The sequence below is a fragment of the Bacteroidota bacterium genome (assembly GCA_041658205.1).
In the GTDB taxonomy this organism is placed as follows: domain Bacteria; phylum Bacteroidota; class Ignavibacteria; order UBA10030; family UBA8401; genus UBA8401.
The window spans coordinates 1,619,846-1,633,723 of the sequence record JBBAAO010000001.1 but is presented as its reverse complement, the minus strand read 5'-3'; the positions used below and the strand labels follow the sequence as shown (position 1 = coordinate 1,633,723).

Here is a 13,878-nt window from a genome sequence, read left to right as displayed (position 1 = left end):
GATGAAAACTGAGAATCGTATATATCCCAATGTACCTGATGAACGAGGCCACTTTGGCATATTTGGTGGACGTTATATTCCCGAGACGCTTCTACCCGCATCCGAAGAATTAACGAAGTGGTACGCTAAAGTAAAAAACGATGAAACATTTCAAAAAGAATTTCAATACTACCTTAAGTATTTTGTGGGACGCGAGACGCCGTTGTTTTTTGCTGAGCGATTAACCGCACATGCTGGCGGAGCAAAAATTTATCTCAAACGAGAGGATCTTTGTCATACCGGAGCTCACAAGATCAATAATACAATTGGGCAGATTTTAATTGCCCAACGAATGGGAAAGAAACGGATTATTGCGGAAACCGGTGCCGGTCAACACGGCGTTGCAACAGCAACCGTCTGCGCGTTATTTGGTTTGCAGTGCATCGTCTACATGGGCGAAGAAGATATGGAACGGCAAGCCCCCAATGTGTATCGAATGAAATTATTGGGTGCAGAAGTGAGAGCTGTTTCTTCCGGCAGCAAAACGTTAAAAGATGCTACCAGTGAAGCGATTCGTGATTGGGTGACCAATGTTAACGATACGTTTTATATCATTGGTTCCGTAGTTGGAATGCATCCTTATCCGATGATGGTGCGCGATTTCCAATCGGTGATTGGAATAGAAACACGGAAACAAATTATAGAGAGCGAACATCGATTGCCTGATGCTGTTGTTGCATGCGTTGGCGGAGGAAGTAATGCGATGGGAATTTTTTATCCGTTTTTGAGTGATACACCGGGCGTGCAACTGTATGGAGTTGAAGCTGCTGGTTATGGATTGGATTCAGGAAAACATTCGGCAGCGTTGGCAAAAGGAAAAAGGGGAGTGCTACACGGTTCCATGCAATATCTTTTACAGGATGAGAATGGTCAAATTGAAATAGCACATTCAATTTCTGCCGGACTTGATTATCCCGGTGTCGGCCCGGAACATTGTTTTTTGAAAGACAATCATTTTGTGGAATATGTTTCAATTACTGATACTGAAGCATTGGATGCGCTTCAATTGTTGGCACGCAAAGAGGGGATTATTCCTGCATTAGAATCCGCACATGCCGTTGCTTATGCACAAAAATTAGCGGCAACAATGCAAAAGGATCAAATTATTGTCGTAAATCTTTCTGGTCGCGGTGATAAGGATCTTGGAACCGTGATGAAAGAACTGAAATTATAGTCGATGAAACTTTCGATCATTCTTACCTCGTGGAATACGAAACATTTATTGCATGCGTGTCTCCAATCAATTCATTCCTTTCCCCCATTGTGTTCATATGAGACAATCGTTGTTGATAATGCCTCGAAGGATCAATCCGCGGAAATGGTGGAACGTGAGTTTTCCAGCGTCGTGTTGCTAAAAAATGGTGTGAATGCCGGATATGCTGGTGGGAATAATATCGGTTTTCGACATTCCTCAGGTGAATATCTCTTGTTATTAGGGAGTGATACGGAGGTTTTTGCAAATACCATTCAACACATGGTAAATTATTTGGATGAGCATAGCGATGTGGGAATAGTCTCCTGTCGATTAGTATCACCAAACGGTGAAGTGCAGCATTCATGCAAAAAATTTCCAACGGTAGCGAATGCGGTTGCCACATACTTCTCGCTTCATTTTCTGAATAAAAATTATCTCATGTCCAATTTTGATCATGCGTTTGAACGGGAAATCGATCAACCCGATGCAACGTGTGTAATGATTCGTCGAACGGCATTAGACGAATATATTTTCGATGAACGGTTTTCGATATTGTATAACGATGTAGATCTTTGTCAGCGCGTCAAACAAAAAGGGTGGAAAGTTTTTTTTACTCCTGATGCAAAAGTGATCCATCACGGAAGTCAAAGTACAAAACAAGCTCCATCTACAATTCGTCTCGTAATGTATCAGAATATCCTGTTATACTACAAAACATATTTTGGATACTATACCCATTTTATTCTCGCCCCGATCTTAGTGATACGATACCTTGCCGCGACAAAGGATATTCGAGGATTCAGTCTATTGTATTCTTATTCGAAAGCCACGTTATCATGATTGGAGAAGAGATCCGAGCATCGGTATTCCGGGATACCACAACGTTATATCATACCATGCCGGAAGAAGCCGTTGCCAAACAATTAATCAAGTTTACTCAAAAGTATGCGGGAAAATCCATTCTTGATCTCGGCTGTGCAACCGGAAACTATTCTGTAGTTTTGAAGAGTCTTGGATACGAAATGAAAGGTGCAGATGTAAATGCGGCATATATTGCCCGTGCACGTGAACGGGGTATTGATGCGTTTCAGATTACGGATGGTGTTCCACTTCCTGATAAATGTGTTGATACGGTGATTTGCTTCGAAGTGATTGAACATGTTCCGGATCTGCATAGTTTGATAACAGAAGCAAAACGATTGGCACGAAAGAAGATTCTGTTTACCACACCCAATTCTGAACACGTAGAACAATTGATGCAGAATGGATTACTCTATGAACATTTTGCAGAACTGGATCATAAAAATTTCTTTACGATACATTCATTGACGGAAGTCCTTTCGAAGTATTTTACCAAAGTGCATGTCCAAAAAGGGGATGGAATCAATCCATTTGCGTTGTTTGGATTTACACCAATTCGGATGCTAGGCAAAGTGTTGACGAAAGTCGGAATTATCCGTCCGAAATACCATTTTCGTTTGTTTGCTGTTTGTAATATCTCAGAGAATAATGCGGATCATTAAGACATATTTTACTCAGGGGAATGAACGTAGCATACGTGCGAAAAAAAACATTCTCGCTTCACTGTTCATTAGGGTTTGTTCGATGGGTATTGGTCTATTGTTGGTTCCAATGACATTGAAAGCAATTTCTTCTACTGAATACGGAGTATGGCTGACGATCAGTTCTTTTATTGGTTGGTTTTCATTCTTTGATATTGGTTTAGGAAATGGATTGAGAAATAAATTTGCTGAGGCGTTGGCAAAAAAAGAAATGACCTTAGCAAGGGAATACATCAGTACGACATATGCGCTTATGGTGATGATCTCCGTTGGAATCAGTGTGGTATTCTTTATTGCCAACGCAATACTAGATTGGAGAGTAATTTTTAATGCTTCTGAGTCGATCACCGGCGAACTACAATTATTAGTACCGATAGTCTTTCTAATGTTCGCTTTACAATTTGTCATTCAATTGATAACGACAGTATTATTGGCCGACCAACGTCCTGCGATAAGTAATTTCCTTGGGCTTGTCGGAAGTATTCTTACTTTGGTAGGAATCGTGCTTATCGATCAGTATGGCGTATCCTCATTATTATCATTCGGTCTTGTCTTTACAGTTTCACCCTTATTGGTCCTTATAGGTGCTCATATTTTCCTCTATCGTGGACGATATCAAGATCTCTCTCCGACATTTCAGTATATCAAATTTGCTCACGCAAAAAATTTGGCAAACCTTGGCATCCAATTTTTTATTATTCAGATAGCAGTGCTCATTTTGTTTTCGACGAGTAATATGATTATTGCACAATATTTTGGTCCGAATGAAGTGACATCATTTAATATTGCATTGAAATATTTTGGATTAATAAGTTCTTTGTTTGTATTGATTGTCAACCCATTTTGGTCTGCCATTACTGATGCTTATTATCGTAACGATATACTATGGATTAAACGATCGATCAATAAGTTGATGTTGGTATGGGTTGGATTATGTTGTCTATCAGCAGTGATGCTGATTGTCTCTACCGAAGTCTATGCGCTATGGGTTGGAACTTCTATCCATATTCCATTTGCCGTTTCACTAGTCGTAGCTGTCTTTGTAATTATGACAACATGGAATTCTATATTTGCATCATTTCTTAATGGAACCGGAAAAATACGTTTGCAGCTTTATAGCGCAATATTTGTCAGCATCATTAATATCCCGCTCTCTATCTACTTGCTTGGAATTTATGGCCTTCCAGGTGTTACTCTTTCCACGATTATTTGTGTCGGAGTTAGTTCGGTGTGGTCACCAATTCAATATTATAAAATAATAAATAATAGAGCAAAAGGGATATGGGCGCGATAATATCTCAACATGGCAAACAATGGTTCAGAAATCTTCACAAGAAACGCACCATGAATATTCGATGCCTATTTTTGTAAAAAAATAATTGTTCAAGAACGTCTAATCTAAATGAGAATCCTCTACGACCATCAAATATTTTCAATCTTAAAATTTGGCGGGATATCAAGATATTTTGCCGAACTCTATTCGGGACTCTCTCGCGATTCTTCATTTCACACGGAATTTGCTGTGCGTTCAACAGATAATATCAATTATCAAAAGATTGTTCTAAACAACACTTCGGTCAAACATTCGCCAACCAATGCGTTGTTAAAAAAAATTAGAGGGAAGTTGTTCCCAACAACAAAAGAAGGGTTTGTAAACAGAAGGATTTCTGTTGAAAAATTATCCCGTCAAGAATATGATCTGTTTCATCCCACATATTACGATCCATATTTTTTGGAATATCTTCGTGGTAAACCATACGTGCTGACGGTATTTGATCTGATCCATGAATTATTTCCGGAATATTTTACTGATACCGTAATCAGTGAGATGCGTGAGCGGAAAAAATTATTGATTAAAAATGCGGAACATATAATTGCTATCTCCGAACAAACAAAAAATGATATTATCTCACAATATTCTGTCTCATCAGACAAAATAACAACAATCTATCTGGCCTCATCATTTTCCAAAGTCACTTTACAATCCCCTCAAAGTCCTACTATACCAAAGAATTATCTCCTCTTTGTTGGGAATCGAGATATTTATAAAAATTTCTCTTTTTTTATAGAAGCAATTGCTGATATCTTGAGAGCAAAGAGCGATCTATATTTGATCTGTGCAGGACCGGAATTCATTGACACCGAGAAGATATTGTTTTCACAATTAAAAATTGAAAATAAAGTCCTTCAATATTTCCCGTCGGATAATGAGCTTATAATGCTATATCAGCATGCTATCGCGTTGGTGTATCCATCGAAATATGAAGGTTTTGGCCTGCCGCTCTTGGAAGCATTTGCTTGCGGCTGTCCAGTTATTACAAGCAATGCAAGCTCATTACCGGAAGTTGGTGGAGATGCGGTTTTATATTTTGATCCTGAAAATGCATCTGAAATTCAAGCACAAATCAAACAATTGAGCACAAATGAACAACTGAGAAATCAACAAGTCGATAGGGGATATGATCGACTCAAAATGTTTTCGTGGGATAAGACAGTTGAACAAACGAAATCTGTTTATCGAAAAGTGTTATTATAAAGGATTAACCGTGCAGCCCAAAGTATCCATTATTACCGTTTGTAAGAATTCAGAAAAAACCATTGAACGAACAATCAAGTCTGTATTGAATCAAACGTACAGAAACATTGAATATATTGTCATCGACGGAGTCTCAACGGATCGCACGTTAGAGATTCTGAATTCTTATGCTTCTCAATTTGGTGAAAATCTCAAAATACTTTCAGAACCAGATAACGGTATTTATGATGCAATGAATAAAGGCATTGCATTAGCTTCTGGAGAAATTATCGGAATTATCAATAGTGACGATTGGTATGAAGCTACAGCTGTGCAGTTAGTAGCGGATGAATATCACAAGAACAATAATGCAGTTTATTACGGTATTCTGAGATGTTATGCCGGCGATAACGAGGTGATGCTCAAAGCGGTGAATTATAAATATTTACATGCGGAAAATGTTGGGCATCCGGCATATTTTGTCGCAACATCTGTATATCGTAACCATGGGGTTTTTCGTCTTGACTATCGATATGCAAGTGATTATGAATTAATGATGAGATTGATTAAAAAAGAGGTTCCATTTATTCAAATCAATCAAATCGTAGCAAATTATAGTTACGGCGGCACATCATCCAAATTGGAAATATTTACTTATGAAGAGTATTTTAAGATACGTCATGAGTACGGATATCTTTCCAAAAAAGGATTGATGTTGAGATTGTTGAGAAACAAATTATACTTCATGTTTCGGAACTTACCGTTCTTACGAAATTAACATAAGACGGTTATCGATTAATCCCCTCAATGCCTGTGAATGATACAATAGTTTCAATAATAATTCCCTGTTATAATGCCGAAAAATATCTTCGGCAGACGTTAGAAAGCGTTCGATGGCAAAGCTACAGAAATTGGGAATGTATACTTATTGACGACGGATCCACGGATTCATCCGCTGAAATATTTTATTCGTTTCAATCATCAGACTCACGATTTAGATATCTCCATCAAACGAATCAGGGACCTTCCATAGCCCGAAACACCGGCGTGAAACAATCTGTGGGGGAGTTCATTCAGTTTCTTGATGCGGATGATATTCTCTTACAGAACAGACTTCACGAATGTGTCGAACAGTTTCAAGCCAACAATACTGCGGATATTGTCTATTCGGATTTTGTTCTCTATGAAAAAGGGCAGAAGTTTTTACAGACACTTCCTGCAAAAATACCGAATGGTGATGTTGTCAAGGCGATGTTATTTGATTTGAATATTCATTTTGTTGTATTGATGCATTCCATGATGTTTCGACGTCCGATGGTAGAAGCACATCCATTTGATACTTCATTACCCTATTGGGCAGAAGATCAGGACTGTTGGATACGAATGGCGATGGATAATGCAAAATTTACATTCATCGACAGCATTTTGGTGATTTACCGTTTTACAGAGAATAATTTAACTTCAAAAGAGGCTGAGCTAATTTCCTCCAAAATTACTATGCTGGAAAGATATAGTAATGACCCAAGGACAAAGCAATTTGGACTCGAATTCCAATTGGCATTCTTGTATTTGCGACAGCGTCTTGTGATGGGATATTTCATGGAGAAATCTTTTAAGAAAGCGATACAACTATTAGTTTCTATTTGGACAAAATCAACGTTTTCAGCAAAATTAAAAATGGCTGGTTGGGGCATATTAATGTTTCTATTTTCAAAAAAGTTTATTGTCCTTTCTCGTGCATGGATTGTAGAACAGACCCCTTTTAAATGGGGTGGATGGAAGCATGCACAGATGTGGTCACCTCCACAATCGATTATAGATTTATTACGCTCGTAGAACTGTGAAAAATCAAATCAGTATCATCATTGTCAATTATAACGGAAAGCATTTCCTGAACGATTGTATTGCATCGGTAATGCCGCAATGTGCAGATCGAGCGGAAATTATCGTTGTGGATAATGGTTCAAAGGATGGGAGCGCTGAATACCTCAAACAAACTTTTCCCTCGGTTCGAGTGATCGAAAGTAGAGAAAATCTTGGATTTGCTGGAGGAAATAATCTTGGAGTGAACCATGCAAACGGCGATTATATTGTACTGCTCAATAATGATACGAAAGTCCATAACGGATGGCTGGATGGACTGGTAAAAGCGGTTTCTGATGATCGAATCGTTTGTGCCTCTTCTTTGATTAAAACGGAAGGAATTCCTGACCGATATTACGAACAAAATGGATCGATAAATTTTCTTGGACATAATATCATGCGAATCTTTGATGAACCAACTGATATATTTTTTGCAGGAGGAGCGTCGATGATCTTTAAAAAGGATATTATTGGAATTCCTTTTGATGACGATTATTTTGTCTATGCTGAAGATGTGTATTTGGGCCTTCGATTACGATTCATGGGGTATAGTATAAAGCATACAAACGCCTCCGTTCTTAACCACTATGGAAATGGAACAGCTAAGACACAAAAGAGTGAATTTCTTACCTATTATCAGGAACGGAACCGATTACTCAACACGTTCCTTTTTTTTACTCCGCTGACAATTGTGAAAGTATTCCCTTTTATTATTTTAAATTTTGTCGCGAAATGTCTGGCTTCATTGGCTGGGATGAAATATTCGTTTTTAGGACTTCTGAAAGCCTACACCTGGCTACTTTTCAATATATCGGTCATCATCAAAAAGCGAGAGGCGTTACAACTGGAGAAAAAAGTTGATGAAAAGGAAGTGACCCGTTTTATGACCGGCAAATTGACCAATGGTGAATCAATCGTTGGCAACTTGGCGAACATAGTTTCAATATTATATTGCCGCATAGTGAATCTGAGAGTAATTGAGATAGCAAAATGACTGTAAGCATTATTATTGTCAACTATAACGGTTTGGAATTTACCCGTCAATGTCTTGAGACATTGTATCGTTACCATGATTCTCAAATGATTGAAGTGATCGTTGTCGATAATAATTCGACCGATGGTTCGCAAAAAGATTTGCCAGTGTTATTCCCATCAATCACTCTTATATCTCTTCCGGAAAATAAAGGTTTTGGGGCCGCAAATAATGCTGGTGCTGCTATAGCAAAAGGGGAATTCCTGTTTTTTGTGAATAACGATACGTTATTCAGAGAAGAAATATTGTCAGTAATGAAAACGCAGATTTTGTTAAACGAAAAATGTGGAATTGTCGGTCCGAAATTGTTAAATCAAGATCAGTCATTTCAACTTTCTTTTGGCAGTTTTCCTTCGTTACGTACTGAAATGGAAGCAAAACAATCCGCCCATAATTATTCATTGCAGTCTGCTCAAGATATTGTTTCCCATCTCACGATAAAAAAAGATTGGGTAACCGGAGCCGCTTTTATGATTAAACGCCACTTGTTCGAATTAGTCGGAGGGTTTGACGAACACTATTTTATGTATTTTGAGGACATCGATCTATGTAAAACAGTATGCGAGAAAGGATATCATGTTCTGTATGTTCCTCAGATTTCATTAATCCATCTGGGAGGGAAAAGTTATCCGAAGAGAGATGATAAGATCGTCTATGAATATCGACGAAGCCAATTGCGATATTATGACAAGCATAACTCACTGTTTCAACGTATTGCGGTAAGAAAATATATTGGTTTTAAATTTTTTCCTAAAATTTTCACGAAAAAAGGGTCTGGACTTGCGAAAAAAGTGTTAAAATTACTCTTTTCTTCACAACATTAATTTGGTGACATGATGAGAGTCGGAATTGATATTCGAAAATATTATGATTATGGAATTGGCACATATATCCAAAATCTGGCTCATACATTCGAAGAACGCTCTGATCTTTCATGTGTTTATTTCATTCCAGATGAATATCGCTCTCGAATAACCACTTCATTGAGGGGCGAGTTTGTTTCGGAAAATTCTTCCAAATATTCCTTAAAAGAACTTATCTCAGTTTCAGAAAATGCGAACGCACAACAATTGGATCTCTTTCACGCTCCTCACTATACTCTCCCTATAAATTTAAAGATGCCGAGTATCGTGACTATTCATGATATTATACATCTTCGGTTGAAACAATATTTCTCGCTTCCAAAACGGGCATATGCATACTGGATGATTAGGCATGCGTGTAAAGCGTCTTCTGCAGTCATTGTTGATTCAGAATTCGGAAAAAAGGAATTGATGCAAGTTTTTAATATTCGAGAAGAAAAAATTCGTGTTGTACCTCTTGGTGTTAACCAGTTGTACTTTGAAAAAACCAATGAAGAAGAGAAAGAACGGATCCGAAAAAAATACGAGATTACGAAACCGTATATTTTATATACCGGGAGCGTAAAACCACATAAAAACATTCCTACCTTGTTAAGAGCTTTCAAGAAAATATTGATCCATAACGATATGCAGCTTGTTTTTACTGGTGAAAATCTTCTGGTAAATCCTTCCCTTGTTGCCATTGTCCAAGAACTACAATTGAAAAAATCGATAATTGATCTTGGTAGAATTGGAATAGAAGAATTGAAAACAGTGTATCAGTCTGCCTCCGTGGTTGTTCTCCCGTCATTTTATGAAGGCTTCGGTTTTTCGATGTTGGAAGGGATGGCTTCCCGTGTTCCTGTAGTTGGAGCTAGAGCAACATCCATAACAGAAGTTGTTGGTGATGCAGGTTTATTATTCGATCCATCCGACGAAAATGAGCTTGCGAAGCAATTAGAATCCCTTTTTTCAAATTCGATGCTTCGTTCTGAACTGATAAATAAAGGGGTGGAACGTGCGAAAAAATATACATGGAAGAATTGTGCTGAAAAGACTCTTAAAATATATCGTGAGGTAGCAAAATGAAAACCGGTATTTATGGCGGAACTTTCAATCCGCCGCATGTTGGACATTTAATTGTTGCTGAACAAGTCCGTACGGAACTCAGTTTAGATAAGATCACTTTTATTCCATCCTATATTTCTCCGCATAAACAGGAGGGGGAATCAGATATCGCTGAACATCGCTTGGCGATGACGAAGCTCGCTGTTTCGAGTAATGTAAAGTTTGATTGTTCTGATATCGAAATAGCAAAAAGAGAAACTTCTTATACCATCATAACCCTAGAACAATTGAAGAATAAGAATCCTCATGATTCTCTCTTCCTTATCATCGGAATGGACAATTATCTTACGTTCCATTTGTGGAAAGAGCCGCAAAGGATTCTGACCATGGCCACACTTGTTGTAATGAATCGCCCCGGTTATCCTCAGCAGGTCAACGAGGTTATTGGGACAAAAAATACCGTTTTTATTGATGTTCCTAATATTGATATTTCTTCATCTGAAATACGTCGCAGAGTAAATGAACAAAAATCAATTCATTATCTGGTTCCTAATACTGTTGAAGAGTATATTCATTCCAATAATCTTTTTCGATAAAAACTACTTGACAGAAGTTTTTGTTTACTGTATATTCTTACACTGATCATAATTACAGTAAATCTATGGAAAACAAACCTCTTACCAAAGCTCAGCAAAAAGTATTCGATCTTGTAAAAGCGTATATCGAAGAGAACAATATTCCTCCCACGTTGGCGGAACTAGCGGATAAACTAAAAGTAAATTTGAATGCTGTTCGCTCACATCTGCTTACGCTTGATCGAAAACAGGCGTTAAAATATATTCCAAACATCTCCCGCGGTATTGAACTCTTCCAGTCAAAATCTAAAGGGATTCCGATTTACGGATATGTTCCGGCGGGGACACCGTTTATGTCTCAGGAAAATATTGTCGACACTTTTGAAATTAAAAAATATATCTCGGCATCGGATGAAGTGTTTGGTCTGTACGTTAGGGGTGACAGTATGAAGGATGCCAACCTTGAAACTGACGATTTATTGTTTGTTGATCCTAAAATTGAGGCGCGAAACGGTAGAATGGTTGTTGCCTTGGTTGAAGGGGAACCAACAGTGAAATGGTTTGAGCGTGATGGGAATACTATCCGTTTAGTCCCAGCAAACAGTAAATATAAACCGATTGAAGTGAACAAACACGATGACCGGTTTCAAATTGTGGGTGTAGTAGTTGGTATGATCCGATCAATCGACAAGAAAAGGATTGATGACTCGGTGAAATACAAAAAAGCATCCTAAAATATCTTTTTTAGAAAACTAATCCTTCATTTGAAGGATTTTTTTTAAATGTTGCTGATCTGACATTAATACAATATTTTTAAGTGAAAATAAAAATAGTTATGGTGTCTTTTAGGATCTAACTCTTTACCAAGAATAGCAAAGAAACAATCACTCTTAAATTTATGGTCAGTAATATCCCTCATGATCTGGCTAATAATATCTTTTATTAATGTTTGGAGCATCAGGTTTTGTGATGATTGTGGGGACCATCCAAACTCAAAATATATTTCCATTGGAAACAATATGCCAATGAGCAATGGATCGTTTAGGTAAGAAACCGGCTCAGTTGGTTGTGCTGCTCTTTTTATTAAAAAATCCTGTCAGAGTTATTCCTGATTAATTTCCTAGAATGCAGTCGTATCGTCAAGGAATAATCTTATTGAGAAGAATTGTCATGCATCGTCTGCTCGTATTCATATGTGTTATTCTATGCTTCAATGGCTGTAAGAAGGATCAGCCGACTTCGCCAGTTAATGGAAAAGAAAACACACCGCCAATGGTCTCTATCTTAGCTCCTCTAAACAACTCGAATATTCTGGATAGCAGCATTGTGGTCGTTGAAGCAAAGAGTGAAAGAGGAATTCAGAAAGTTGAATTATCTATAGATGAAATTACCGATTCAACAAGGACTCTTTTCTTTCCACCATATACATTTGTGATAAAAGCGTCTACCTATCAAGAAAATTCTTTGCATACAATTATTGCCAAAGCATATGATTCATCAGGAAGAGTGGCTACTTCACAAGCAGTTACGGTCACATTTTACCGATTTGCTCCTTCTGAACTCATAGTAACATCACTTAATGATGAAGAAATTCGGTTAGCGTGGAAAGATAATAGTTCAATTGAATCTTCCTTTGAAGTTGAAGAGAGTGTTAACAGTGGAGGGTTCTCATTTTTAAAATCAGCTGGCAAAGATACTGCCAGTGTCTATATTCGAAAAGTGTTTAACACTGCTCAAACATACATATTCAGAGTGAGGGCAAAAAAAGAAGCGTATAATAGTGGTTATTCGAATAATGTCAAAATTACTGGAATGACAAAAGGACTTTGTGTGGGAGGCAATCTTACTGTTGCCGGAACAACTTCAGTTGCTTTAATTGCTTTTTGGGATGGAAACACATGGTCTGCCATGGGGGCTGGAAGCAATGGAACGGTAGCGAGTATTTTAACATATAATAACTCATTGTATTATGGAAATGGGAGCCAGAACGGAATACGATATTGGAATATTTCAAATTGGGCAACGCTCGGTGTAGGTACAAATGGAAATGTGAGCACTCTTGCAGTATATAACGGTGAACTTATTGTTGGAGGTGGATTTAATTCCGCAGAAAACTTTCCAACACCTGGTGTTGCAAAATGGGATGGATCACGCTGGTCAGCAATGGGGAGTCCACCGTTTACTTTTGTTGATTGTTTAACATTGTTTGAAGATAAAATATATGCTATTGGTAGGGATTTTTCTGCAGGAGTCAATGGAAGTTGGTTTTCGCATTGGGACGGAGTTCAATGGCAATTTCCGCTGGGATCATCATCGGAATCGATCTCTTCAATGTGCGTACATCACGGTGAACTCTATGCAGCGAAACAAACTAATCATTCCGGTTCCACTTCAACAAATAGGGGAGTGTTCAAATGGAACGGAGGCGGATGGACGCAAATAGGGTCTTCATTTGCCATAACTCCGTTTGCACTACAATCGTTTGGAAATCAACTTTTTGCCGGCGGAAATTTTAAAGCAATTGGTACAGACAGCATTAATCGGGTTGCGGCATGGGATGGAAATTCTTGGAAATCAGTCGCAGGGGGATTTAACAATGCTGTTCAATGTTTTGCTGTGGCAAATAATGTTTTATATGCTGGTGGTGATTTTACCGCGTCGGGAATTATTCCGGTCAATAGAATTGCACGCTGGGATGGAACATCGTGGAATGATGTTGGCGGGGGTGTGAATAACGCTATCTATGTCATGGCACCGTTCAATCAATGGAAATGGGAAAGCGTGCCGTAACCAATTTGTGTCTATAGTATAGTCGAAAATAAATTGTTGAACCTACCACAATAAAATAGAAAAGCCCAATTTTTAATCAAATTGGGCTTTTCTTTGTGGACAGAGCCGGGATTGAACCGGCGACACACGGCTTTTCAGGCCGTTGCTCTACCAACTGAGCTACCTGTCCGAAAGTTTCAGAAGTTACAGTCATGCAGTGGCTGTAACTTCTATGAAACTCTTAAAACTTAGCATTCAAAATTATTTTCCGAGGATGCTAAGTTCATGAAACTTTCCAGATCCCGCTGTTTTATAGCAGGGTCTTACCGTAACAACTCTACAAATATAAAAAATTTTTACTTCCTTCCCAAGAAAAATTTTCGTCAGAGTATAAAAAAACTTCCGAAGCCTTAAAGA

Annotated in this window: 13 protein-coding genes and 1 tRNA gene; 13 read left to right on the top strand and 1 reads right to left on the bottom strand. The window is 38.1% G+C overall.

What is annotated here, in order from left to right:
• The first annotated feature begins 1 nt into the window (after position 1).
• From trpB to WDA22_06700, 13 genes are all read left to right on the top strand, one after another.
• Positions 2-1,213: a tryptophan synthase subunit beta gene (gene trpB / locus WDA22_06760; GenBank protein MFA5833159.1), complete on the top strand. Its 1,212-nt coding sequence runs from the start codon at positions 2-4 to the stop codon at positions 1,211-1,213.
• Between the two features lie 3 nt (positions 1,214-1,216).
• A complete protein-coding gene (locus tag WDA22_06755; protein ID MFA5833158.1) occupies positions 1,217-2,074 on the top strand; it encodes a glycosyltransferase family 2 protein in 858 nt (285 codons plus the stop codon).
• Positions 2,071-2,757 carry a class I SAM-dependent methyltransferase gene (locus WDA22_06750; protein ID MFA5833157.1) on the top strand — a complete coding sequence of 229 codons (687 nt, stop codon included), beginning with the start codon at positions 2,071-2,073 and terminating at the stop codon, positions 2,755-2,757. The genes WDA22_06755 and WDA22_06750 overlap by 4 nt, the downstream gene beginning before the upstream one ends.
• The gene (locus tag WDA22_06745) at positions 2,744-4,090 is read left to right on the top strand and encodes an oligosaccharide flippase family protein (GenBank protein MFA5833156.1); all 1,347 of its coding nucleotides are present in this window, start codon (positions 2,744-2,746) and stop codon (positions 4,088-4,090) included. The genes WDA22_06750 and WDA22_06745 overlap by 14 nt, the downstream gene beginning before the upstream one ends.
• Before the next feature lie 108 nt (positions 4,091-4,198).
• The gene (locus tag WDA22_06740; protein MFA5833155.1) at positions 4,199-5,332 is read left to right on the top strand and encodes a glycosyltransferase family 1 protein; all 1,134 of its coding nucleotides are present in this window, start codon (positions 4,199-4,201) and stop codon (positions 5,330-5,332) included.
• 10 nt (positions 5,333-5,342) lie between these two features.
• Complete coding sequence (locus WDA22_06735) at positions 5,343-6,089, top strand: glycosyltransferase family 2 protein (protein ID MFA5833154.1); 747 nt, start codon at positions 5,343-5,345, stop codon at positions 6,087-6,089.
• Positions 6,090-6,118: 29 nt separating this feature from the next.
• The gene (locus WDA22_06730; GenBank protein MFA5833153.1) at positions 6,119-7,147 is read left to right on the top strand and encodes a glycosyltransferase family A protein; all 1,029 of its coding nucleotides are present in this window, start codon (positions 6,119-6,121) and stop codon (positions 7,145-7,147) included.
• Between the two features lie 4 nt (positions 7,148-7,151).
• Positions 7,152-8,168 (top strand): glycosyltransferase family 2 protein, encoded by a 1,017-nt coding sequence (locus tag WDA22_06725; GenBank protein ID MFA5833152.1) that lies wholly within the window; start codon positions 7,152-7,154, stop codon positions 8,166-8,168.
• Positions 8,165-9,031: a glycosyltransferase family 2 protein gene (locus WDA22_06720; protein ID MFA5833151.1), complete on the top strand. Its 867-nt coding sequence runs from the start codon at positions 8,165-8,167 to the stop codon at positions 9,029-9,031. The genes WDA22_06725 and WDA22_06720 overlap by 4 nt, the downstream gene beginning before the upstream one ends.
• A gap of 12 nt (positions 9,032-9,043) precedes the next feature.
• Positions 9,044-10,138, top strand: coding sequence for a glycosyltransferase family 1 protein (locus WDA22_06715; GenBank protein MFA5833150.1), 1,095 nt, complete (start codon positions 9,044-9,046; stop codon positions 10,136-10,138).
• Entirely contained in the window at positions 10,135-10,713 is a 579-nt protein-coding gene (nadD, locus tag WDA22_06710) for a nicotinate (nicotinamide) nucleotide adenylyltransferase (protein MFA5833149.1), read from the top strand. Before WDA22_06715 ends, nadD begins: the two co-directional genes overlap by 4 nt.
• Before the next feature lie 65 nt (positions 10,714-10,778).
• Positions 10,779-11,426, top strand: a complete 648-nt coding sequence (lexA, locus tag WDA22_06705; GenBank protein MFA5833148.1) for a transcriptional repressor LexA — start codon at positions 10,779-10,781, stop codon at positions 11,424-11,426.
• A gap of 436 nt (positions 11,427-11,862) precedes the next feature.
• Entirely contained in the window at positions 11,863-13,482 is a 1,620-nt protein-coding gene (locus WDA22_06700; protein MFA5833147.1) for an Ig-like domain-containing protein, read from the top strand.
• Between the two features lie 96 nt (positions 13,483-13,578).
• Here WDA22_06700 and WDA22_06695 read toward each other — a convergent pair.
• Positions 13,579-13,651: transfer RNA gene (locus WDA22_06695), tRNA-Phe, on the bottom strand.
• Positions 13,652-13,878 lie beyond the last annotated feature (227 nt).